This window comes from Thermococcus gammatolerans EJ3 (genome assembly GCF_000022365.1).
Taxonomy (GTDB): Archaea; Methanobacteriota_B; Thermococci; order Thermococcales; family Thermococcaceae; genus Thermococcus; species Thermococcus gammatolerans.
This window is the reverse complement of sequence record NC_012804.1, coordinates 1,797,459-1,817,918: the sequence shown is the minus strand read 5'-3', so window position 1 is coordinate 1,817,918 and position 20,460 is coordinate 1,797,459. Positions and strand designations below refer to the sequence as shown.

Genomic DNA, 20,460 nt, shown 5'->3' with positions numbered 1-20,460 from the left:
CCCTCACCCGCTGGGCGGTTTAAGGTCGTCGGGAATCTGAAGGCCCTTCTCCTTGTAGTACTTGTATGCCCCTGGGTGGAGCGGTATGCTCATACCATCAAGGGCCGTGTCGAGGCTTATGTACTTGGTCTTGGCGTGAACCTTGTGGAGCTCATCGAGGTTGTCGAAGAGTATCTTGGTCATCTTGTAAACTGTGTCCTCGGAGAGGTCCGCGCTGACCGCGAGCATGGCCTTAACGGCGACTGTCGGGGTGTCCTCCTGCATTCCGTTGTAGGTGTCCTTCGGGAGGATCTGCCTGACGTAGAATATGTAACCCTCATCCTTCAGCTTGTTGAGGATCTCGTCCGGAATCGGAAGAACTCTAACAGGGGTCTGCTGAGCGATCTGGTTAACAGCCGGGGTGGGAGCACCGGAGACTATGACGGCAGCATCGATCTGATGGAGCTTGAGGCTCTGGGCGGCCTCACTGAACTTCTGGTTAACCTTCTCGATGCTGTCCCAAACGCCTGCGGCCTTGAGGATCTGCTCGGCAGCGACGGCGGTACCGCTTCCAGGAGCACCTATTGCGACCTTCTTGCCCTTCAGGTCCTCAAGGCTCTGGATATCGCTGTCAGCCAGAACCACAAACTGGACTGTCTCGGGGTAAAGTGCCGCAACTCCCCTGAGCTTCGTGATGGCCTTTCCTTCGAACATGTAGAGACCGTGGTAAGCATAGTAAGCAACGTCGTTCTGGAGGATAGCTGCCTGGGCTTTGCCCTCTCCTATTGCCTTGGCGTTGGTAACGCTCGCTCCACTTGTGACGGCTTTCGCGTTGATTCCATTCTTATTCAATATCTCCGCGTACTTGGAACCGAGGGGGAAGTAGACGCCACTGGTACCACCGGTGTATATAGTTATTGTCTCCGTCTTCTTCTCTTCCCCCTGAATGCAACCGACGGCAACGGTTGCCAGCACCAACGCCACTATCAATCCAACTGCAGCCCATTTCATTCTTCATTCCTCCCAAACCTTGTCCAAACAACTAAAGCGTACATTAACGTCAAATATTGTGTATGCGATCGGTTATATACTTTACGTTTACCAACGGGTAAATCGTGTGAGTTTCATCAAATGAAGTCCTCAATAAAATTTTGCGTAGATAAATCCAGTTATGTCAAAACAAACTTCGAAACGTTACAAAGATGGAAGCCGTTATTTGACATAAAAATGTACAAAGACAACGACACCACCAAAGGTTTAAAAGTAAACCTGACAACCCACCACTGAAAAATCCTCGGAGGCGGGGAGATGATACTCCAGGTGGCACTCGACGTTACAGATATAGATCAGGCTCTTTCTATCGCGGAGAAGGCCGCCCGCGGCGGTGCGCACTGGCTTGAGGTTGGAACACCACTCATCAAGAAGGAAGGAATGAGGGCTGTTGAACTTCTCAAGAGACGCTTCCCGGACAGGAAGATCGTCGCCGACTTGAAGACTATGGACACCGGCGCTCTGGAGGTCGAAATGGCCGCGAGGCACGGTGCCGACGTTGTTTCTATTCTCGGTGTGGCCGACGACAAAACAATCAAGGACGCGGTTGACGTCGCAAGACGCTATGGAATCAGGGTCATGGTTGACCTGATAGGGGTTAAGGATAAGGTTAAGAGAGCCAAAGAACTCGAGAAGATGGGTGTACACTACATACTCGTACACACCGGCATAGACGAGCAGATGCAGGGCAAGAGCCCGCTTGAGGATCTCGAAAAGGTCGTTAAGGCCGTGAACGTCCCCGTGGCCGTTGCCGGAGGGCTGAACCTTGAGACTATTCCCAAGGTCATAGAACTTGGTGCAACCATAATAATAGTTGGCAGCGCCATAACGAAGGCCAAGGATCCGGAGAAAGTCACGAGGCAGATCATAGACCTCTTCTGGGGAGAATACATGATGACAATAAAGAAAGCCATGCTCGACATACTCGATCACATCAAGGGTGTGGCGGAGAGCCTAAAGCTCGAGCAGGTTCGCGGTTTCGTCGATGCAATGATAGGGGCCAACAAGATATTCATCTACGGCGCGGGAAGGAGCGGTCTGGTCGGCAAGGCCTTCGCGATGAGGCTCATGCACCTTGACTTCAACGTCTACGTCGTCGGCGAGACGATAACACCAGCCTTCGAGCCGGGGGATCTGCTCATAGCCATCAGCGGCTCCGGTGAGACCCAGAGCATAGTAGATGCCGCCAGGATAGCCAAGGAGCAGGGGGGCAAGATAGCGGCGATAACATCCTATGCCAACTCAACTCTCGGAAAACTGGCCGATGTCGTCGTTGAGATCCCCGGAAGGGCGAAGACGGACGTTCCAACTGATTACATAGCGAGGCAGATGCTCACCCAATACAAGTGGATCGCACCGATGGGAACCCTCTTCGAGGACTCAACCATGATATTCCTCGACGGAATAATAGCCCTCCTGATGGCAACGTTCCAGAAGACCGAGAAGGACATGAAGAGAAAGCACGCGACCCTCGAATGATTTATTAACTCCTTTTCCCTCTCCATATTGGGAGGAGCGGTGATAGGCTTTACACACGTTTTTGTTGGAATAGGTGGGGCCGGTTCGAAGGTGGTTAATGAAATAACTGTGGATTCCATTAAGGTGAACATAAACCCCGGTAGATACCTTCTGAGAACCGAGGAGTACATGAGAAGGGTTCCCCTCTTCTTCTCGACCGTTCCCGAGGACTCGATAGTCTGGATCCTCACGGAGGACAAACCAATCAACGTGGAGATACTCAGGTTGATCATCGATAGCATTCCTGAGGGTGCCACGCGGCTGGCCTACGTTTTCACGCCCGCGAGGGAACTCGTTAAGGAAAAGAAACCGCAATGGGCGGGGCTTTTTGACACAGTCTTTTACGATTCCCTCTGGGAGTTCTTTGACGAGAGGAAACCTCTGAGCGAGGCCTACAAGGAAGCATCGGGATCAATAGCCCGGGCCCTCAGCTCACTCATCCGGAACCTGGAGGGGCAGATGCTCATAAACGTCGACTACGCGGACTTTTTCTCGGTGGTCAGGGGGGGCAACGTTGGAATAATAAGGCTCCTGCGGAGCGTGGATCTCAGCTGGCACTGGGGGATCTGGGACAGGGGGATCATCATGACCCTCGCCCGAGACGACGTTGCTCTGAGGGAAGCCCATCAAATCCTCGAGATGTTCCAGGGGATACTGAGGAAGAAGGACATCATCTGGGGGATGGTGACGGACAAAGACATTAAAAACAGGATGGAGGTAATAGCACTTCTCGTTAAGGAGTGGGGTGAAGGCAATGATAAAGGCGGTGCTCTTTGACATAGATCACACTTTGCTCACGGAGATGCCCCTCATCCAGCTCTTCCTTCCGCAGGTGTACGAGAAGATCTCAAAAAAACTGGGGATAAACAAGGAGGAGGCGAGAAAGAAATTCCTTAACGAGATCCTCGGAAGGAGGGAAACCTACGAGTGGCACGACTGGAACTTCTTCTTCCGGCTCTTTGACCTTGATCTGAGGTACGAGGATCTGCTGAGGAAGTACCCTCACAAGCTTCACGTCTATCCGGACACCGTTCCAGTCCTCAGGTGGCTGCGAGAGGAGGGCCTAAAGCTGGGCATAGTCACCAGCGGGCCCGCTTACCAGAAGCTCAAACTGGAACTGACCGGCCTGGATGGGTACTTTGATACGGTGATCACGAGGGACGACGTGAACGCCATAAAACCCGAGCCGAAGATCTTCCTCCGGGCCCTAGAGGATCTTGGTGTGCGTCCCGAAGAGACAATTATGGTGGGGGATTCCCTCTGGCAGGACGTGTACGGCGGGAAGAACGTGGGCATGAAAACCGTGTGGATAGCGCGGGAAGGCGGCGAAGATTTCCACTTCCCCGACTTTAGAATCGGAACCCTTCACGAGCTCAGGAAGGTGCTGGAGGTGGTTTGAATGGGAAAGGTGTTCGAGGCAGAGGGTGTGTTCGTGAAGTATGAAGAAAAGAGGGTAAAGCTTGAAAACGGCCACGAGCTGGTCCATAGGAGTGAGGAACCAACGGAACTGTGGTGGAAGCTTAAGGAGGCCGTTAAGGGTAAAAAGGTTCGGATCGTCGTTCACGAGGTGGAAGAATGATCGCACACCTCGTGAACACGGACATCGGGGGCAGAGGAATTCTCTCCCTTTACCTGGATTACAGGAGGCGGAATTTCAACTTCCTTAGGAACGCGGCTGAGATCATTCTCAAAAATCCCGAAAAGGTTCTGGTCGTGACGGGCTTTCCAATACCCCCCAGAAACGTTCCCGAGACCGACGGTCCCCCCGGGGCCCTGGCCATTGCGAAGGCCGTTGAGCGTATGGGCGGCCGCGCTGAGATCCTAAGCTATCCTGAGGTCGAGGCCGCGCTCGGGGAATTCAATGTTAACTTCGTGAGATCGCCCAGACCTGAGGACTACTCGGCCATAGTGGCTGTTGAGACACCCGGCAGAGGAAAAGACGGCAAAGCAAGGTCGATGAGCGGAATTCCAGTAGAAAGGGATATCTTCGACTGGGTCTTCATCGAGGCCAAGGAACTGGGCATTCCAACGATAGGCATCGGTGATGGGGGCAACGAGGTCGGGATGGGTAAGATAAAGGATCTCGTCGTCAAGCACATCCCAAAGGGTGAACTCATAGCGAGCACCGTAGAAACGGACGAGCTCATAACCTCGGCGGTTTCAAACTGGGGTGCCTATGGACTCGTTGCCCAGCTCTCCATCGAAACCGGAGAAAACCTCCTATCAGGGTGGGATGAGAGAGAAGTCGTCAGGGCCCTTGTAAGGGCCGGAATAATCGATGGGGTTTCAAAGAGGCTGGAGGGGAGCGTCGACGGGATACCAATGGAGATACATGAGGAGATGTTTAAAGTACTCACATCTCTTATTGGGTTTAGATTATAACCTAAAATTATCTTTAGTGAGTCTAATTAGCGCATTTATGTCGTTTTTATCCAATATTTTGTTGCCTTTGCCCAGCATGAGCACGTCATCTGTGATTTTCACGAGTGAGTAAACGTGCTCTCCCGCCTGTATCAGATAGGATGTGGAGTCCTCAAGCTCTGAAAGGAGCTTAAGCATCTCAGGAACTTTTGCGGAGAGTTCCTCGTTGTCCTCGAAGTTCCCCAATATTAGCAGACCCTCCGAGGTCGTGTAGATGAATCGGGAAAACCCGAATTTAACCTTCAATAGCTCCTGAAAGTCTCTGACTTCACTCTCGGACATGGATTTGATCAAACTCAACAACTTCCCAAGAATCCCCATTGCATAACCTCCTCCAGTCATAGCTACCGTCGGAGACGATTTCTTTCCTTAAAAAGTTTCTTCATACTATTTAAATCCTCCTCAGTGGATCCATTAAGTCCCATAACAAGCTATATTAAACAACAACGTTATTTTGACATTGAATAAACTGAAATTTCGTGTCTATCTTTTGACAACTTGGCCAAATCTATTAATAATGTTCTAGGTTCTTGTTTCTTTTATATCCGCAATTAAGGTGAGGATTAGAACAATTTTCAAACGAAACGAGACAAATTTTATAAACCAAAAACGAGAGCTTCAATAGTCTGAACATCCTCCATATCCAGAGCTGATCATGGGTGTTCCAAGAGAACGTGATATCAGCATCGTAGGACTTCCTCTTAAGCATTGTTCGAGGAAGTATCTATAAATGCTTTAAATCCCCCATCTACAACCTATCTTGGATGACCCCATAAAGGGTGATCCTCATGATGGAGGCGAAGGTCGTGAAAAGGATGAATGAGAGGTCTGAGGAAATGGCAACTAAAATAAATAACTTGATCCTCTACGGGATCTATAAAGTACTCGGCGCCGGGGCCAAAGGTCTCGGGAACTCAATCGGCGAGGAGCTCCTTAACACCATGATGGAGGAGTACGGGTTGAACTTTGAGGGAAGCAACGACCCCCAAGAACTGCTCAACCGTTTCACAGAGGTCATGATAAACACCTTCGGTTTCGCAGAGAGGGGCGAAATCGATGTTAACGGCAACAAAGTAACGCTCAAGCTCGACAACCCTATGGATCTTTATGCGCTCCAATTGCTTGAGAAGAAGGGCATGAAACCCGTTCTCTATCCGATGGCCAATGCCATAGCAGTCGCAATCAAGAAGTTCAGCGGAAAGAACGTTTTGATTAAGGAAATCCGCGTTTCGGATAAGCACGTTGAAGTGGATATGCTGATTCTGGGGTGATGTGAATGTTCGAGAACGTTATTGCCGATTTATTAAGGGTTGATGGCGTCAAGGGAGTCGCGATAGTGAGCAAGGACGGTCTTCTCATTGAGGGGCAGGCAAGCGACAGGACAATAGACGTGGAGAGCGTCGCGGCGATGGTCGCGACCATCTACGGTACTGCACTTAACGTGTCTAATGAGGTCTTCCATGAGGAAGCCGTTGACATGGTGACGCTCGAATCGCCGAAAGGCAAAATCATTACAGTCGAGGCTGGTGAAAACGCCGTCCTGACGGTCCTAACGGACCCGAAGGTCAACCTCGGCCTTGTCAGGATTTACCTCAAGAGAAACGCCCAAAAGGTCGCTTCGATGCTGTGAGCCTTTTTTCACCTAATTTTGTAGGGTGGTTGAGATGTTGCCTGGGAAGTTTCTTGGGGTTGTGATTGATTTTGACAGCACAAGAGAACTCCTCACTAAGATCAAGAAGGGCTATTTAAAGGCCTCCTGGCGAGATGGTGATAGTCTAAAAACGGGCTACGTGCTCGTTTCTGATGGAGCCATCTTAGGAGCTCTCGTAGAAGATGTCCTTAGCAGGGAGAGAATTGAAGGAGAAAACGCTCTACGAAAAATATCTGAGGTATCCCTCTCTAAAAGGCTCAAAGCGGTTGAGCTCTACGAAGCTGACGTCGCCGAAATCCTCCGTGAGAACCCCTCAATCAGGGTGGAGAGCGGTGTTATAAGTGAGGATATTCCTGGATGGGACCTTGATTCACTCCTCCTCGTGCTCACCACTCACAGGGGAGAACTCAGGGTGCACAACGGGGGCACTTCTTGGCGCCTTTATCTTGACAGAGGCGTTGTAAGGGCCGCACAGACGATTCGTGGCCCAACCCAGAAGGGAAACGATGCCCTGAAGAACCTCCTTTGGGAGATTGGAAAGGTCATGAAAGATGGCAGGTTCGAAACAGGGGGTTCCTGGGAGTTTACCAAGGAAGATACAGTAGATAATGGTGGCATTTTTAAAGAGGGAGTCGAACTTTTGAGGGAAAAAAGACGCATTGACAACGCCAAAGGCTTTTAAACCTCTTCCATTTTCTTCAACCGATGCGCTATGAAGCTCGAGGAGTTCATACCCGACGCTAGGACGCGGGAGCTCATAGAAAGGACGCGCGAGTTCGCGAGGGGCTTCTTTGAGAGGGAGGGAACGCACGGCTTCAGCCACGTTGAGAGGGTCTTCAACCTCTGCATGCACATAGGCAGGGAAGAGGGAGCCGATCTCGAGGTTCTTGCCTTGGCGGCGCTCCTCCACGATGTAGCAAGGCCCCTCGAAGATTCTGGAAAGGTTGAAGACCACGCGGTTGAAGGTGCGAAAATAGCGAAACGCTTTCTTTTGAGCATTGGTTATCCAGAGGAGAAGGCTGAGGCGGTTGCCCACGCGATAGAGGCCCACCGCTTTTCAAGGGGCCCGGAGCCGAGAACGCTCGAGGCAAAAATACTCAGCGACGCGGACAAGCTCGATGCGATAGGGGCCATTGGAATTGCCCGCGTTTTCATGTACTCCGGCGAGCACGGGAGGGACATAGAGGCCTCCCTCAGGCACTTCGAGGAGAAAATCCTCAAGCTCAAGGACTTAATGTACACCGAAACCGCAAGGCGCATCGCAGAGGACAGGCATCGCTTCACGGTCGAGTTCATCGAGAGGTTAAGGAAGGAGATCGAGGGTGAGCTTTAGGCTATAATAACCTTTTTAAATGGCTTCCAAAATTTAGTTTAGCCGTTCAAGGTCATTCTGCGGGAGGTGAGCGAATGAAGGCCCCGATCTGTGAGGTTTGCCTAAAGACGGATGGTATTCTGTGCCCGGCTGACGAGAAGAAGCTCCAGGAGGGTATAATCTCCGAGCTCGACGTTAAGGTTGCACGCTTACTCTACAAGCTTCTCGGGGATGTGGATGTTGAGTTCAGGAAAGCCGTCGAGGCCGGAGATCTAATCGTTATAGTCGTTGGCAAGGGGGATGTTCCCCTCGTTATAGGCAAGGGCGGAAAGAACATAAAGGCCCTCGTGAAGGAACTCGGAAAGCGCGTCAGGGTTATCGAGGGGATCGAAGCCGAGACCACAGACGACATAAAAAAGCTCGCAACGGATCTCTTCTATCCAGCGAGTGTTTTTGGTGTCAACGTTGTGTACCGGCCCGGGGGAGAGAAATACTACAAGATACTCGTGGCAACCAGGGAGAAGAAGAGACTGCCCGAAAAGCCGGAGCTCCTCGAGAGCATTCTGGCTCAGGTTCTTGGGAAGGACGTGAAGATCTCGTTTATTTAATCTCTTTTTGTTCCCAAACTTTAAAAGCATACTAATCTGTTTTCTCCGGGGATGGCCATGTACAGGACGCACTACTCAAGCGAGATAACCGAGGAACTCAACGGCCAGCGCGTTAAGGTGGCCGGCTGGGTGTGGGAAGTCAAGGATTTGGGCGGAATAAAGTTCCTCTGGCTCAGGGACAGGGAGGGGATAGTACAGATTACGGCTCCAAAGAAGAAGGTTGACCCCGAGATATTCAAGCTCATTCCGAAGCTCAACGCCGAGGATGTCATAGCCGTCGAGGGAATTGTAAACTTCACCCCCAAGGCGAAGCTCGGCTTCGAAATCCTTCCAGAAAAGCTCGAAGTCCTCAGCAGGGCAGAAACGCCCCTGCCCCTCGACCCGACCGGTAAAGTTAAGGCCGAGCTCGACACTCGCTTAGACAACCGATTCATGGACGTCAGAAGGCCCGAGGTAATGGCGATTTTCAAGATACGCTCGAGCGTCTTCAAGGCAATCAGGGATTTCTTCCACGAGAGCGGCTTCATCGAGATTCACACGCCCAAGATTATAGCGACTGCAACCGAGGGTGGAACAGAGCTCTTCCCGATGAAGTACTTCGAGAAGGACGCCTTCCTTGCCCAGAGCCCACAGCTCTACAAGCAGATTATGATGGCTTCGGGCCTTGACAGGGTTTACGAGATAGCCCCGATTTTCAGGGCGGAGGAGCACAACACGACGAGGCACCTCAACGAGGCGTGGAGCATTGACGCTGAGATGGCCTTCATCGAGAGCGAGGAGGAGGTAATGGAGCTCCTTGAGAGGCTCGTCGCTCACACCATCAACTACGTCCGCGAGCACAACGCGAAGGAGCTTGAGACCCTCAACTTCGAGCTGGAGGAGCCGAAACTGCCCTTCCCGAGGCTGAGCTACGATAAGGCCCTTGAGATTCTCGCCGACCTCGGCAAGGAAATCCCCTGGGGGGAGGACATAGACACCGAGGGCGAGAGACTCCTCGGGAAGTACATGATGGAGAACGAAAACGCTCCGCTCTACTTCCTCTATAAATACCCAAGCGAGGCCAAGCCCTTCTACATAATGAAGTACGATGAAAAGCCAGAAATCTGCAGGGCCTTTGATTTGGAGTACAGGGGAGTTGAGATAACCTCCGGTGGGCAGAGGGAACACCGCGTTGATGTTCTCGTCGAGCAGATTAAGGAGAAGGGACTCAACCCAGAGAGCTTCGAGTTCTACCTCAAGGCCTTCCGCTACGGAATGCCCCCGCACGGTGGCTTCGGCCTTGGAGCTGAGAGGCTGATAAAGCAGATGCTCGATTTGCCGAACATCAGGGAGGTTATCCTGTTCCCAAGGGACAGGAAAAGGTTGGTTCCTTGAGCAAAACCCCTTTATACTTTTTCGTTCCTTATTATTCTAGCATTAACGGGAGGGAGCGAAATGGGTTTAAAGAGAGTCCTTCCAATCCTGCTGATTTTTCTCCTGTTGCCCGTTTACGCACCGCAGGTGCACGCTGAGAGAAGCTGGAGTGCCGAGATCTCACCGATAGTCCTCGGGCTGGGAGACAGCGTTAGAATAGCGAACTATACGATTCAGTTCTACGACGTCAGCACGAACTGGAGCCTCGTCACGATCAGGGTGTCATATCCGGCCGGTGTTCAGCTCCTGTTCCTCCGGGAGGGGGAGGTCGGCTACTTTCCATCCCGGGACTCTGAGGTCTTCGCGGTGGCGCTCAACTCGATAGACAGGGAGAACGGCCTCATAGTCATCTCCGTCACATCTCCCCTCGTCCGGGTCAGGGAAAACCTTCAGATGGTTCCGAACGAGACCGTAGTAATAAACAAGAACGTGATGATACACCTTTTCGCCTCGTGGCAGAACGGGGCCACAGTTGGGGTCAAACTGCCCCCCCTGATGGACTTCGAGGTCTTCAACCTGACGGTAGGCGAATCGAAGGGCTTTGACTACCGGCTGGCTCCCGGACTGATGTACACCGATTATCTCAGGGTCGAGCTTCAGAGCGCTTCAAGGGACGTCGCTTGGCTTAACGTTTACCTTCCAAAACTTGACGCAGAGAACCTGACCCTCCAGCAGATACCTGCGGGCAACGGATCAAAACCCATAGAGACCGAGCCGAGGATCTTTGTTGAAGCCTACAAAGGCTACGTACTCATAAGCAGACCGGTCAAGGTGGAAACTCCCCTCGGTACCGCCATAGTGAGGTTAACTACCTTCAGCCTGAGCGGGGGGGTGAATATACCCACGACTTCAAGCTTTCTGGCTTTGGTGAACTTCACAGCCATCAACGGAAGCGTTGTGTCGAAGAGGGTGAACCTTCCCATCGGTTCGGGTCCTGTTGAGGTAGAAGGCGTTCCGCTCATGTTAAGCGCCTACCGTGCGGATCCCGAGCACGGCAGAGTACTGCTGGGGGTCTTCGCCCCTCCAGGTTCGACCGTTCATAAACCCCCAGAACCGGCCAACGTTTCAGTTTCAATAAGCGCGGTTCCAACGGAGCTGATGGTTGGAGGAGAAGTGGCCGTTTATATAAACGTTGCGAACAACGGATCCGGAGAGGCCAGAAACCTCGCGATAGCGGCCCCCGTACCGAACGGGTTTGAACTCGTCGGTAAAGAAACTGGCTGGTCCATCGGCGACTTGGAGCCATACTCAAAGATTCCGGCGATCGTTTACGTCCTCAGACCCACGAGTCCGGGGGAGTTCACGATCTCAGGAGTCGTCGCAACCTACTACGACGAGAACGGGAACAAGGTTCAGGTTAAATCCACTCCGGACATACACGTCAAAGTTTATGGTGTTCCAGACCTACAGGTCACGATACTCGGCTCAAACTCGACTTTCGGAGGAAAATGGGGCAACTACGTTCACGCGGAGAACATGAGCCCGGTTCTTCTCCTCATCAACGTCAGTGCTATGGGAACCGACGCCAGGTTTGAGTACATCACGGACGCTGAGCTTCACATAAGCTATCCGCGTGGAGTCGTCGGACCGGCTTTGATAGGGCTGGGGAACCTGAGTGCAGGGAGAAACATCGAGAAGGCCGTTCAGATTAGGGCCCTTGAAACGGGTCGCTTCCCGATAAGGGCGTCCCTAACGTACCGTGATCCGCTCGGAGGCGAGCACGAGCTCGACCTCGGCACGGTTCTCGTCATCGATACCGTCCCGCCGAAGGTTATCGTTAAGGAGCGGGTCATCCACGTCTACCCGAATGAGAACGAGCTTCCAAAGTTCGTCAACCAGACCCTCAAGAACTCCACAAACGCCAGGGCCCTTGCGGAAGAACTTTCAAACGTCATAAAGCCCTACCTGCCCCATGAAACAAACTACTGGAAGCTCGCGACGGTAGTTTTTCTGATCCTCGCTCTGATCCTCGGGTACCTCGCCTACGGTTACTATCGTGAAGTGCAGACCTTCAGGAGGTTCCTACTCAGGAAGAGAAAGAGCAGGCCCGGAGGGCTCCCGAAAAAATGGAAGAGGGACGAGCTGGAGGTGCTCCTCAGGGAGCTACGCCTGGAGCTCGTTCGGGAGAGCCTGCCCTCGGAGAGGAAACCCCCTGAGGAGTGACCCTTTAATTTTTTAAATTCTCCTCAAGCCCTTTTGGTGATGCCCATGTTCAGGTACAAGCAGGTTATAGTCTCACGGAAGGACTTAAAGCTCAGCAAGGGCAAGTTCGCGGTTCAGGTGGCTCACGGAGCGGTTACAGCGGCATACAAAGCCCAGAAGGAGAAGCCCGAGTGGTTCAAGGCTTGGTTCAACGAGGGACAGAAGAAGGTAGTTGTTAAAGCGGAAAACCTTGAGGAGCTGTTCCAGCTTAAAGAAAAGGCTGAAAGGCTCGGGCTCCCTACTGCACTCATAAGGGATGCTGGACTAACGGAGATTCCGCCCGGAACCGTCACCGTTTTGGCCATAGGGCCCGGTCCTGAGGAGCTCGTAGACAAGGTCACAGGCCATCTGAAGCTGGTGTGAGTTATGGACTACCGCGAGTTCTTCTCCCAGTTTCGCCATCTGAGCGAGAAGCCCGGGATAGGGGGTAAAATCAAGATCCTTCCCGAGGACTTCGTGGTGATTGAGGATCCCCTTCCTCAAATCTTCGAGGGGAGGAAGCACGCGATTTTTCTCCTCAAAAAGCGCAACTGGGACACTATGGCAGTGATAAAGGAGATTGCCAAGCGTGCCGGGATAAGCCACCGTGATATAGGCTTCGCGGGGACAAAGGACAGGCACGCCGTAACTTACCAGTACATAAGCGTGCCAGCCGGGGCTAAGGAGAAGGTCGAATCCATTCAAATCCGGGACGTCGAGCTGAGGTTCGTCTCTTACGGCCGGTTCATAAAGCTCGGCCATCTGCTTGGCAACCGCTTTAGGATAATCATTCGGGACGTTGAGGGGAGTGCCTTTGATAGGACTAAAGAAATAATTCGGGAACTCCGCGAGAAGGGTGGCTTTCCCAACTACTTCGGCTACCAGCGCTTCGGCGAGAGGAGGGTCGTGAACCACCTGATTGGAAAGCTCCTCCTCCAGGGGGAGTTCGATGAGGCGGCGAGGCTCTTCCTCGGCTACGCCGACGGGAGCATGGAGGGCGATGAGGCAAGGAGGAACTTCTGGGAGACTGAAGACGTGGATAGGGCTTTGGAGGAGTTCCCGCGCTTTCTCCGCTACGAGAGAACCCTGCTCTACACATACAAGAAGACCGGAAGCTGGAAAAAGGCCTTCCTGTCGCTCCCGCTCCCGATAATGCGCATCTTCATCCATGCCTACCAGAGCTACCTCTTCAACCTCTACCTATCGAGGAGAATCGAAGAGCTTCCACTCAATGAACCGCTCGTCGGAGATATAGTCGTCCAGGTTAAAGGGGGGATCCCCTACCGAGATAGGACCTACCGAGTTACCGAGACCAACCTTAACTTCGTCCGTGAGAAGGTGAAGAGAGGCGAAGCAATGGTTTCGGGCCCGCTCTTCGGTTTCGCGATGAGAAGGGCCAAGGGAATCCCGGGTGAACTTGAGGAAGAAATCCTTGAGGGGGAGGGAATAACTCTTGACGCCTTTAAAAAACTGCCAAAGCCAATGGCCGAGCCTGGAAGAAGACGGGAACTCCTGATAAGGCCGATCGGTCTAACATACGGCTACCTTCCAGAGACTGGGATGTGCTTCCGCTTCTTTCTTCCGAAGGGGGTTTACGCGACGAGCGTCCTGCGCGAGATAATGAAAGATCACTGAAGGAAAGGTTTAAAAACGCAATCCGTCTTTCTACCTTGACAAACCGGATGAACGATGAGGTTTCGGAGGGATGAAAGATGGCGAAGCCGAGCTACGTAAAGTTTGAGGTTCCCCAGGAGCTTGCCGAGAAGGCCCTTGAGGCCGTTGAGATCGCTCGCGACACCGGAAGGATAAGGAAGGGCACCAACGAGACCACCAAGGCCGTCGAGAGGGGCCAGGCCAAGCTCGTTATAATTGCCGAGGACGTTGACCCCGAGGAGATAGTTGCCCACCTTCCGCCGCTCTGTGAGGAGAAGGAGATCCCGTACATCTACGTTCCGAGCAAGAAGGAGCTCGGTGCGGCCGCCGGGCTTGAGGTCGCCGCTGCGAGCGTGGCAATAATAGAGCCCGGCAAGGCCCGCGAGCTCGTTGAGGACATTGCTATGAAGGTCAAGGAGCTCATGAAGTGAGCTCCTTTTCCTTCCTTAATCACGAAAGGTTTAAGTTCATCTCGCGAGCTTGAGTTTTAAAGGGGTGTGAGGTATGAGCGACGAAGGATACCCGGCTGAGGTCATCGAGATCGTTGCAAGGACCGGTGTCACCGGCGGCGTTACTCAGGTCAAGGTTAGGATACTCGAGGGACGCGACAAGGGTCGTGTCATCAGGAGGAACGTTAAAGGGCCAGTTCGCGTTGGCGATATAGTCATCCTCAGGGAGACTGAGCGTGAGGCGAGAGAGATCAGGAGGAGGCGCTGAAAATGGCCCGCTGGAACGTCTGCTCCTACTGCGGAAGGGAGTTCGAGCCGGGAACGGGCAAGATGTTCGTCAGGAACGACGGCAGAGTCCTGTTCTTCTGCTCCAGCAAGTGCGAGAAGCTCTACTTCATGGGGCGCAATCCGAGGAAGCTCAAGTGGACCAAGGCCTTCCAGGAGGCCAGACTCCAGAGGGCCAAGAGGAGGAAGTGATTTCTTTCTTTTTAATCCTTTCAACCGTTTCTGCTACGACCCAAAAAACCTATTAACCGCGTACCCCATTCTATAAGCGGTGTTGCCGATGGCCGAGAGCAAGGTCGAAAGAACCCTCGTTATCCTGAAGCCTGACGCCGTTGTCCGGGGGCTGATGGGCGAAATCATAAGCCGTTTTGAGAAGAGGGGCCTTAAAATCGTTGGAATGAAGATGATATGGATTGACCGCGAGCTCGCTGAAAAGCACTACGAGGAGCACAGGGGAAAGCCCTTCTTCGAGGCGCTGATAGACTACATCACAAAGGCCCCGAGCGTCGTGATGGTAGTCGAAGGGCGCTACGCCATAAGCGTCGTCAGGAAGATGGCCGGAGCGACGGACCCAAAGGACGCCGAACCCGGGAGCATCAGGGGGGACTACGGCCTCGACGTTGGGGATGCAATATACAACGTCATCCATGCCTCAGACAGCCCCGAGAGCGCCGAAAGGGAAATAAACCTCTACTTCAAGCCGGAGGAGCTCTACAGCTACTGCAAAGCTTCCGACTGGTTCTATCATACACACGCGAGGGCCAAAAAGGAGTACCTCGACGCTATGGACTGTCTTGAGAGGTGATATCAGGCAATAACCCGTTTTCCTTCCCTTTTCTTGCTCTCCTTAATGAACTTCTTGTATTCGTCCATCACCTCCCTGCAGTCCTCGGGAAGAGCCCTTTGAAACACCCTAACGCTCAGAAACGCCACGGTGAGGTAGTCTAACACCGCCAGAATCAGAAGTGCCAGTGCTGTCACGATACTGTCTCCCAGAATAATCCCTGCCGGACGGGAAGGAGGTAGATGAGCCCAATTATCACCCCTTGGACAGTTCTCTGCTCTGGGGCCATCGCAATGCACCTAACAATCTCCCTCCACTGGGGAAAGTTTCCAATTTTCCCGCCCACGAGAAGGTAGCCGTTGATTCTGTAAACTCCCAGGCTTTCCTCGTCAGTGAGGCATCTGAGGTCACTTTCACTGACCAGTTCACTCAGCCCGTCCGTACAGGGCGTAGCCCTTAGACCTACAAGAGAGTTCCTTCGCGAGATCCACATAAGGATTCCCCATAGAATAAGTCCCGGAATGGCCAGCAGGGACCAGCCGCTTGCGGAGAGACCAATTCCAAATCCAACCATTGCCCAGAAAAACGTTGAGAATCCTATGAACCCGTCTATCTCAAAGGTCCCTCTCACACGGAAGTGAACGCAAACGAGAACCACAAGAAGCGCCAAGAAAGTTTCGAGCCCGATTATCTCTTTAGGCGTGAAATCTCCAAGGGGAGTTGCAATGAAAACGTTCCCGCTCCAGCCCCCGTAAATGCCCTCTGCAACTTCGTATACCATCAACGGAACCGCGAGTGTCGTTGCCACCTCTGATTTTCTGCCCTTCACTTTTCCAAGCAGGAACGCGAGCCCAAGGCCAACAATCAGGCCGAGTGCAAGCGCTATCATCCCACCACCGTTTGGAGTTACTATGGGGCTTTTTAATCCTTGCCCCGAACCCTTTAAAAGGCCAGTCATGAGTTATGCTCAGGTGATGGAAATGACCAAAAGGATTAGGCAGCCGATCATAGCGGTTCTCGGGCACGTGGATCACGGAAAAACGACGCTCCTCGACCGGATAAGGAAAACAAACGTCGCTGGCAAAGAAGCGGGTGGAATAACCCAGCACATCGGAGCGACGGAGGTCCCGATTGACGTCGTTAAGAAGCTCGCCGGACCGCTCATAAAGCTCTGGAAGGGCGAGATAAAGCTCCCCGGCCTGCTCTTCATAGACACGCCCGGCCACGAGGCGTTTACGAGTTTGCGCGCGAGGGGAGGTAGCTTAGCCGATCTGGCCGTTCTCGTTGTGGACATTAACGAGGGCTTTCAGCCTCAGACCATAGAGAGCATTGAGATACTGAGGCGTTACAGAACACCCTTCATAGTCGCCGCCAACAAGATAGACAGGATAAAGGGCTGGGTGGTCGAGGAGGACGAGCCGTTTTTGATAAACATCAAGAAGCAGGACCAGAGGGCCGTTCAAGAGCTCGAAACCAAGCTTTGGGAGCTCATCGGCAAGTTCTACGAGCTCGGCTTCCAGGCGAACCGCTTCGACCGCGTTCAGGACTTTACCAGAGAACTGGCGATAGTTCCGATTTCGGCCAAATATGGCATAGGCATTCCGGAGCTTCTCGTTCTCATTGCTGGTCTCAGCCAGAAGTACCTCGAGCAGAAGCTCAAGATTGAGGTCGAGGGGTCGGCGCGCGGAACAATCCTTGAGGTTCGCGAGGAGCTGGGTCTCGGAACAACGATAGACGTTATCATCTACGACGGAACGCTGAGGAAGGACGACACTATAGTCGTCGGCGGAAAGGACAAGGCGATAGTGACCAAAATCCGCGCCCTGCTCAAGCCGAAGCCCCTCGACGAGATTCGCGACCCGCGCTTCCGCTTCGACCAGGTTGATGAGGTTACCGCGGCGGCGGGTGTGAAGATAGCCGCCCCTGGTCTCGAAGAGGCCCTGGCCGGTTCACCGGTAATAGCCGCGAGGAGCGAGGAGGAAATCGAAAAAGCCAAGCAGGAGATACTCAACCAGATACAGAGCGTCGTCATAAGCACTGGTAAAATAGGCGTCATCGTCAAGGCCGACACCCTCGGAAGCCTTGAGGCCCTGAGCAAGGAGCTCCAGGAGAAGGGCATTCCGATAAGGAAGGCCGACGTTGGAAACATCAGCAAGACCGACGTCATGGAAGCTTTGAGCGTCCGCGAGGAGGAGCCGAAGTACGGCGTCGTCCTCGGCTTCAACGTCAAGGTCAACGAAGATGCAGAAGAGGTCGCGAAGGCCAAGGGAGTGCCGATTTTCGTCGGGAACATCATCTACAAGCTCATAGAGGACTACGAGGCCTGGGTCAAGGCGGAAGAGGAGAAGAAAAAGCGCGAGCTACTCAAGAACGTCACCTTCCCTGGAGTTATCAGGCTCTACCCGGACGAGCGCTACGTCTTCAGGAGAAGCAAACCGGCAATCGTCGGTATCGAGGTTCTCGAGGGCCGGATACGGCCTGGTGTGACCCTTATCAAGGAAACTGGCGAGAAAGTCGGCGTCATCAAGTCCATCAAGAACAAGAACGAGTTCGTTCAGGAGGCCAAGAAGGGAGATGCGGTAGCGATTGCCATCGAAGGAGCCATAGTAGGCAGGCACATACATCCGGGGGAGACCCTTTACGTTGACCTAACCAAGAACGACGTCATAATACTTCTCAAACAGCTCAAGAACGAGCTCGACGAGAGCGATCTGAGGGCCCTCAAGATGACGGCGAGGGTTAAGGCCAAAGAGGATCCGTTCTGGAAAGCGGTTTGATTCCACTAAATTTTTATGTTCTTCTTCCAATTTTGAGTGGTGATTCCTGTGGAGCGGAGACAGCTGAGGTGTCCCCTGTGTGGTGGAACTGACTTCCAGGTTGAGGAGGGAAAGCTCGACAGCAAGTGGGGCTTCACGGCCCATAAGGTTAAGATCGTAATATGCAAAAACTGCGGCTACGTGATGCTGTTCTACAAGGGTAGGACCATATGGGACTTCGATTGAAAAGCAGAGTCAAAGCCTGCCCTGAAGCCATCCGACGAGCTTCAGGCTCGCGCCTTTCTCGATTTCTCCCTTCAGGTTTCCCTTCAGCGCGAACGCTTTAATCTTTCCGAGGGGCTCGTTGCTGAGGAGCATTACGTAGTCATCCCCGCAGGGTGTTGAAACCTCTTCGAACTCAAGGATATGGGCGGTCATCACATAGTCGTCTATGAACGCACCCTGAATGTTCACCGTCGCCGGAAGGAGTATCTCGGCCTCGTTGAGGTCAATGACGACCTCCTTACCGTCCGGCAGTTTCGTGGTTTCCCTCTTGAGTTCCTCCGCCGTTCCCGTGTACACAAAGAAGGCCAGCTTAACGTTGAGCTTCTCCGAGTTTAGATAGGCTTTCTTCCTTTCGATGTAGTCGGTTGCATAGAAGGTAACCGCGGGAGAGTATTCGTTTAAAACCGCCCCCGAGACGTTAGCTTCGGGCCACTTCTTCCACTCGAGGACTTCTTCAACCTTGAGCTCAACCGTTACCCCTTCGAGAACAGGAAAAGCTGTGACCGGTTCCATGTCGCGCTTTACGACTCTGATACCCAGACCCCGGGCAAGGGGAACGTCCACGACCTCATAGAAGAGCTTTTCCTTTCCGAGAAGCTTTTTCTTCTCGAACTCGACGTTTTTAACAGGATACTTCCCGATGATGGCGTCCTCAATAATATTTAATCCTACCATCTGGGAGATGCAGATGGTATCGAGGTGGCTCTCGTGATGAATTCCATCTATGAATTTTAACTTCTTCTTTCTGCCAAAGGCCATGAAATTCACCGGCGTGAGTAGTGAGTGGGATTTGAAAAACCTAACGTCGCCTCACGAGTTCTACGACTGCCTCGACGTGAGGCGTGTGAGGAAACATGTCTACCAGAACTGCATCCTCGATCCTGTATGCCTTTCTTAGGTGGTTCTTGTAGTCGAGCCTGAACGCCTTTGGATTGCAGGAGACGTAAACGACCCTCTCAATCCCGCCCTTCACCAGCAGTTCAGCCGTTTCCCTCAGGCCCTTCCTCGGCGGGTCAACTATCACGGTATCGTAATCGCCTATCGGGGTCTCCTCAGCCCTTCCAACGCGGAATTGAGCGTTTACTCCGTTTATCTCGGTATTTCGATTGGCCATTTCAACCGCGAAGGGGTTAACCTCGACCCCCTCAACGGTAAAGCCCCTCTTGGCGAGGTAAACGCCGAATGTGCCGACGCCCGAGTAGAGGTCGAGAACCCTCTCACCGTCGGTGAAGTTCTCAACGGCCCTGAGGAGAAGCTCAAGGGCGTAGCTGTTGGTCTGGAAGAAGCTGTTGGGATGTATGAGATACACCACGTCCTCAATCCGCTCCCTTATGAACTGGCTCCCCGCAACGTGCAGGGGTTCCCCGCGCGGGTCGTCCCGCCAGTCGGTCTTTAGGCTCCAGTAAAGCGAGTCCGCGAAGAAGAAGTAGTCCCCGAAGGCCTCGCTGGTTTCTTTAGAGGGCTCAACGTGCGTTATGAGGTTCACCATGACCTCTCCAGTGAACTTGCCCTCCCTGATCTGGAGGTAGTGAACGTCGCCGGTTTTCCGCTTTGGGCTCCAAGGCCTAAGTCCAGTTTCCGCCAGAAAGTCCCGGAGGGTGCTGAGATACTCAGAAGTTCGCTTCGAGAAGACAGGGCACTCGGAAAGGTTCACAACGCCAAGGGGGTTTCCGTACTCCTTGAGGCCAATGCCGTTAGAGGTCACGATGAAGTTGCTCACGTTGCGAAAGCCCCAGATTTTGGGCGAGCCCTTAATCTGCGCGCTTATCCCTGTTATTCGCTCGAAGAGCTCCGCCTTCAGTTTGAGTTGGGCCTTGTATTTCAGCCCCTGCCAGAGACAGCCACCACATTTTCCGAAGTGCCCGCACCTTGGAAAGGCCCTCAGCGGAGAGGGTTCCAGAAGCTCAAAGTCCCTTGCGATTAGTCTGCCGAAGCGTCTTCTCATTGATTTAACCATAATCCTGTCGCCGGGGTAAGCGAAGGGAACGTGAAGGGTTTTGCTTCCGGTGTGAAGAACACCAAGACCGTCGTCGCTGAGAGAGCTTATCCTCCCTTCCATGCGCATGGCTATGGCTCACCGTCAGGGTTTTTATAGCCAGCGCCTATCCTTAGAAG

At 53.0% G+C, this 20,460-nt stretch carries 26 protein-coding genes; 20 read left to right on the top strand and 6 right to left on the bottom strand.

Translation table 11 applies throughout. The annotated features are described in order from the left end of the window. Positions 1 to 3 precede the first annotated feature (3 nt). A complete protein-coding gene (locus TGAM_RS09570) occupies positions 4 to 990 on the bottom strand; it encodes a TAXI family TRAP transporter solute-binding subunit (RefSeq protein ID WP_015859501.1) in 987 nt (328 codons plus the stop codon). A gap of 297 nt (positions 991 to 1,287) precedes the next feature. Here TGAM_RS09570 and hxlAB point away from each other — a divergent pair, with 297 nt between their 5' ends. Genes hxlAB through TGAM_RS09545 form a run of 5 tightly spaced genes read left to right on the top strand, consistent with a single transcriptional unit; the run spans position 1,288 to position 4,929 of the window. Then, the gene (gene hxlAB / locus TGAM_RS09565) at positions 1,288 to 2,508 is read left to right on the top strand and encodes a bifunctional 3-hexulose-6-phosphate synthase/6-phospho-3-hexuloisomerase (RefSeq protein ID WP_015859500.1); all 1,221 of its coding nucleotides are present in this window, start codon (positions 1,288 to 1,290) and stop codon (positions 2,506 to 2,508) included. A gap of 39 nt (positions 2,509 to 2,547) precedes the next feature. Further along, on the top strand, positions 2,548 to 3,324 hold the full coding sequence (locus TGAM_RS09560; protein ID WP_048811338.1) for an FtsZ/tubulin family protein: 777 nt from the start codon (positions 2,548 to 2,550) through the stop codon (positions 3,322 to 3,324). Next, positions 3,302 to 3,946 carry a TIGR02253 family HAD-type hydrolase gene (locus TGAM_RS09555; RefSeq protein WP_015859498.1) on the top strand — a complete coding sequence of 215 codons (645 nt, stop codon included), beginning with the start codon at positions 3,302 to 3,304 and terminating at the stop codon, positions 3,944 to 3,946. Before TGAM_RS09560 ends, TGAM_RS09555 begins: the two co-directional genes overlap by 23 nt. After that, on the top strand, positions 3,947 to 4,126 hold the full coding sequence (locus TGAM_RS09550; protein WP_015859497.1) for a hypothetical protein: 180 nt from the start codon (positions 3,947 to 3,949) through the stop codon (positions 4,124 to 4,126). It begins immediately after the preceding gene. After that, on the top strand, positions 4,123 to 4,929 hold the full coding sequence (locus tag TGAM_RS09545; protein ID WP_015859496.1) for a DUF4392 domain-containing protein: 807 nt from the start codon (positions 4,123 to 4,125) through the stop codon (positions 4,927 to 4,929). Before TGAM_RS09550 ends, TGAM_RS09545 begins: the two co-directional genes overlap by 4 nt. On the opposite strand, the gene TGAM_RS09540 is transcribed toward TGAM_RS09545, so the two are convergent. Next, positions 4,924 to 5,310, bottom strand: coding sequence for a hypothetical protein (locus tag TGAM_RS09540; RefSeq protein ID WP_015859495.1), 387 nt, complete (start codon positions 5,308 to 5,310; stop codon positions 4,924 to 4,926). The two genes, TGAM_RS09545 and TGAM_RS09540, sit on opposite strands and share 6 nt — an antisense overlap. 446 nt (positions 5,311 to 5,756) lie before the next feature. On the opposite strand from TGAM_RS09540, the gene TGAM_RS09535 reads away from it, so the two are divergent. The 13 genes from TGAM_RS09535 (at position 5,757) to ndk (ending at position 15,325) form a co-directional block, all read left to right on the top strand. Then, positions 5,757 to 6,239 (top strand): hypothetical protein, encoded by a 483-nt coding sequence (locus tag TGAM_RS09535; protein ID WP_048811336.1) that lies wholly within the window; start codon positions 5,757 to 5,759, stop codon positions 6,237 to 6,239. A 5-nt stretch (positions 6,240 to 6,244) separates the two neighbouring features. Then, entirely contained in the window at positions 6,245 to 6,598 is a 354-nt protein-coding gene (locus TGAM_RS09530; RefSeq protein ID WP_015859493.1) for a roadblock/LC7 domain-containing protein, read from the top strand. A 34-nt stretch (positions 6,599 to 6,632) separates the two neighbouring features. After that, the gene (locus TGAM_RS09525) at positions 6,633 to 7,301 is read left to right on the top strand and encodes a DUF2226 domain-containing protein (protein ID WP_048811335.1); all 669 of its coding nucleotides are present in this window, start codon (positions 6,633 to 6,635) and stop codon (positions 7,299 to 7,301) included. Positions 7,302 to 7,331: 30 nt separating this feature from the next. Beyond that, on the top strand, positions 7,332 to 7,952 hold the full coding sequence (locus TGAM_RS09520; RefSeq protein WP_015859491.1) for an HD domain-containing protein: 621 nt from the start codon (positions 7,332 to 7,334) through the stop codon (positions 7,950 to 7,952). A gap of 74 nt (positions 7,953 to 8,026) precedes the next feature. Next, the gene (locus TGAM_RS09515; RefSeq protein ID WP_015859490.1) at positions 8,027 to 8,539 is read left to right on the top strand and encodes a KH domain-containing protein; all 513 of its coding nucleotides are present in this window, start codon (positions 8,027 to 8,029) and stop codon (positions 8,537 to 8,539) included. Between the two features lie 57 nt (positions 8,540 to 8,596). Continuing rightward, positions 8,597 to 9,913, top strand: coding sequence for an aspartate--tRNA(Asn) ligase (gene aspS / locus TGAM_RS09510; RefSeq protein WP_015859489.1), 1,317 nt, complete (start codon positions 8,597 to 8,599; stop codon positions 9,911 to 9,913). A gap of 60 nt (positions 9,914 to 9,973) precedes the next feature. Further along, positions 9,974 to 12,115 (top strand): COG1361 family protein, encoded by a 2,142-nt coding sequence (locus TGAM_RS09505; protein ID WP_015859488.1) that lies wholly within the window; start codon positions 9,974 to 9,976, stop codon positions 12,113 to 12,115. A gap of 45 nt (positions 12,116 to 12,160) precedes the next feature. Next, on the top strand, positions 12,161 to 12,517 hold the full coding sequence (pth2, locus tag TGAM_RS09500; RefSeq protein ID WP_048811334.1) for a peptidyl-tRNA hydrolase Pth2: 357 nt from the start codon (positions 12,161 to 12,163) through the stop codon (positions 12,515 to 12,517). A 3-nt stretch (positions 12,518 to 12,520) separates the two neighbouring features. Further along, positions 12,521 to 13,768: a tRNA pseudouridine(13) synthase TruD gene (gene truD, locus TGAM_RS09495; protein WP_015859486.1), complete on the top strand. Its 1,248-nt coding sequence runs from the start codon at positions 12,521 to 12,523 to the stop codon at positions 13,766 to 13,768. Positions 13,769 to 13,845: 77 nt separating this feature from the next. Further along, on the top strand, positions 13,846 to 14,217 hold the full coding sequence (gene rpl7ae, locus TGAM_RS09490) for a 50S ribosomal protein L7Ae (protein WP_014122364.1): 372 nt from the start codon (positions 13,846 to 13,848) through the stop codon (positions 14,215 to 14,217). A 73-nt stretch (positions 14,218 to 14,290) separates the two neighbouring features. Then, on the top strand, positions 14,291 to 14,503 hold the full coding sequence (locus TGAM_RS09485) for a 30S ribosomal protein S28e (protein WP_014122365.1): 213 nt from the start codon (positions 14,291 to 14,293) through the stop codon (positions 14,501 to 14,503). A 2-nt stretch (positions 14,504 to 14,505) separates the two neighbouring features. Beyond that, the gene (locus tag TGAM_RS09480) at positions 14,506 to 14,712 is read left to right on the top strand and encodes a 50S ribosomal protein L24e (protein ID WP_015859485.1); all 207 of its coding nucleotides are present in this window, start codon (positions 14,506 to 14,508) and stop codon (positions 14,710 to 14,712) included. A gap of 88 nt (positions 14,713 to 14,800) precedes the next feature. Further along, positions 14,801 to 15,325, top strand: coding sequence for a nucleoside-diphosphate kinase (gene ndk, locus TGAM_RS09475; RefSeq protein ID WP_048811333.1), 525 nt, complete (start codon positions 14,801 to 14,803; stop codon positions 15,323 to 15,325). A gap of 2 nt (positions 15,326 to 15,327) precedes the next feature. Here ndk and TGAM_RS11300 read toward each other — a convergent pair whose 3' ends face one another. Both TGAM_RS11300 and TGAM_RS09470 read right to left on the bottom strand, forming a co-directional pair. Further along, the gene (locus tag TGAM_RS11300; RefSeq protein ID WP_169302031.1) at positions 15,328 to 15,501 is read right to left on the bottom strand and encodes a hypothetical protein; all 174 of its coding nucleotides are present in this window, start codon (positions 15,499 to 15,501) and stop codon (positions 15,328 to 15,330) included. Beyond that, positions 15,498 to 16,193 carry a hypothetical protein gene (locus tag TGAM_RS09470; RefSeq protein WP_048811332.1) on the bottom strand — a complete coding sequence of 232 codons (696 nt, stop codon included), beginning with the start codon at positions 16,191 to 16,193 and terminating at the stop codon, positions 15,498 to 15,500. Before TGAM_RS09470 ends, TGAM_RS11300 begins: the two co-directional genes overlap by 4 nt. Before the next feature lie 85 nt (positions 16,194 to 16,278). Here TGAM_RS09470 and infB point away from each other — a divergent pair, with 85 nt between their 5' ends. Beyond that, positions 16,279 to 18,081, top strand: a complete 1,803-nt coding sequence (infB, locus tag TGAM_RS09465; protein ID WP_015859482.1) for a translation initiation factor IF-2 — start codon at positions 16,279 to 16,281, stop codon at positions 18,079 to 18,081. 39 nt (positions 18,082 to 18,120) lie between these two features. Further along, a complete protein-coding gene (locus TGAM_RS11180) occupies positions 18,121 to 18,306 on the top strand; it encodes a zinc ribbon domain-containing protein (RefSeq protein ID WP_148206302.1) in 186 nt (61 codons plus the stop codon). A gap of 9 nt (positions 18,307 to 18,315) precedes the next feature. Here TGAM_RS11180 and TGAM_RS09460 read toward each other — a convergent pair whose 3' ends face one another. Beyond that, a complete protein-coding gene (locus TGAM_RS09460) occupies positions 18,316 to 19,104 on the bottom strand; it encodes a hypothetical protein (RefSeq protein WP_015859480.1) in 789 nt (262 codons plus the stop codon). Between the two features lie 40 nt (positions 19,105 to 19,144). Next, on the bottom strand, positions 19,145 to 20,410 hold the full coding sequence (gene rlmD / locus TGAM_RS09455) for a 23S rRNA (uracil(1939)-C(5))-methyltransferase RlmD (protein ID WP_015859479.1): 1,266 nt from the start codon (positions 20,408 to 20,410) through the stop codon (positions 19,145 to 19,147). Positions 20,411 to 20,460: the final 50 nt, after the last annotated feature.

Excerpts from the sequence above, each read along its gene's own strand:
- TGAM_RS09570 (WP_015859501.1), bottom strand. The coding sequence starts at position 990 with ATGAAATGGGCTGCAGTTGGATTGATAGTGGCGTTGGTGCTGGCAACC.
- hxlAB (WP_015859500.1), top strand. The coding sequence starts at position 1,288 with ATGATACTCCAGGTGGCACTCGACGTTACAGATATAGATCAGGCTCTT.
- TGAM_RS09555 (WP_015859498.1), top strand. The coding sequence starts at position 3,302 with ATGATAAAGGCGGTGCTCTTTGACATAGATCACACTTTGCTCACGGAG.
- TGAM_RS09550 (WP_015859497.1), top strand. The coding sequence starts at position 3,947 with ATGGGAAAGGTGTTCGAGGCAGAGGGTGTGTTCGTGAAGTATGAAGAA.
- TGAM_RS09545 (WP_015859496.1), top strand. The coding sequence starts at position 4,123 with ATGATCGCACACCTCGTGAACACGGACATCGGGGGCAGAGGAATTCTC.
- TGAM_RS09540 (WP_015859495.1), bottom strand. The coding sequence starts at position 5,310 with ATGACTGGAGGAGGTTATGCAATGGGGATTCTTGGGAAGTTGTTGAGT.
- TGAM_RS09535 (WP_048811336.1), top strand. The coding sequence starts at position 5,757 with ATGATGGAGGCGAAGGTCGTGAAAAGGATGAATGAGAGGTCTGAGGAA.
- TGAM_RS09530 (WP_015859493.1), top strand. The coding sequence starts at position 6,245 with ATGTTCGAGAACGTTATTGCCGATTTATTAAGGGTTGATGGCGTCAAG.
- TGAM_RS09525 (WP_048811335.1), top strand. The coding sequence starts at position 6,633 with ATGTTGCCTGGGAAGTTTCTTGGGGTTGTGATTGATTTTGACAGCACA.
- TGAM_RS09520 (WP_015859491.1), top strand. The coding sequence starts at position 7,332 with ATGAAGCTCGAGGAGTTCATACCCGACGCTAGGACGCGGGAGCTCATA.
- TGAM_RS09515 (WP_015859490.1), top strand. The coding sequence starts at position 8,027 with ATGAAGGCCCCGATCTGTGAGGTTTGCCTAAAGACGGATGGTATTCTG.
- aspS (WP_015859489.1), top strand. The coding sequence starts at position 8,597 with ATGTACAGGACGCACTACTCAAGCGAGATAACCGAGGAACTCAACGGC.
- TGAM_RS09505 (WP_015859488.1), top strand. The coding sequence starts at position 9,974 with ATGGGTTTAAAGAGAGTCCTTCCAATCCTGCTGATTTTTCTCCTGTTG.
- pth2 (WP_048811334.1), top strand. The coding sequence starts at position 12,161 with ATGTTCAGGTACAAGCAGGTTATAGTCTCACGGAAGGACTTAAAGCTC.
- truD (WP_015859486.1), top strand. The coding sequence starts at position 12,521 with ATGGACTACCGCGAGTTCTTCTCCCAGTTTCGCCATCTGAGCGAGAAG.
- rpl7ae (WP_014122364.1), top strand. The coding sequence starts at position 13,846 with ATGGCGAAGCCGAGCTACGTAAAGTTTGAGGTTCCCCAGGAGCTTGCC.
- TGAM_RS09485 (WP_014122365.1), top strand. The coding sequence starts at position 14,291 with ATGAGCGACGAAGGATACCCGGCTGAGGTCATCGAGATCGTTGCAAGG.
- TGAM_RS09480 (WP_015859485.1), top strand. The coding sequence starts at position 14,506 with ATGGCCCGCTGGAACGTCTGCTCCTACTGCGGAAGGGAGTTCGAGCCG.
- ndk (WP_048811333.1), top strand. The coding sequence starts at position 14,801 with ATGGCCGAGAGCAAGGTCGAAAGAACCCTCGTTATCCTGAAGCCTGAC.
- TGAM_RS09470 (WP_048811332.1), bottom strand. The coding sequence starts at position 16,193 with ATGATAGCGCTTGCACTCGGCCTGATTGTTGGCCTTGGGCTCGCGTTC.
- infB (WP_015859482.1), top strand. The coding sequence starts at position 16,279 with ATGGAAATGACCAAAAGGATTAGGCAGCCGATCATAGCGGTTCTCGGG.
- TGAM_RS09460 (WP_015859480.1), bottom strand. The coding sequence starts at position 19,104 with ATGGCCTTTGGCAGAAAGAAGAAGTTAAAATTCATAGATGGAATTCAT.
- rlmD (WP_015859479.1), bottom strand. The coding sequence starts at position 20,410 with ATGCGCATGGAAGGGAGGATAAGCTCTCTCAGCGACGACGGTCTTGGT.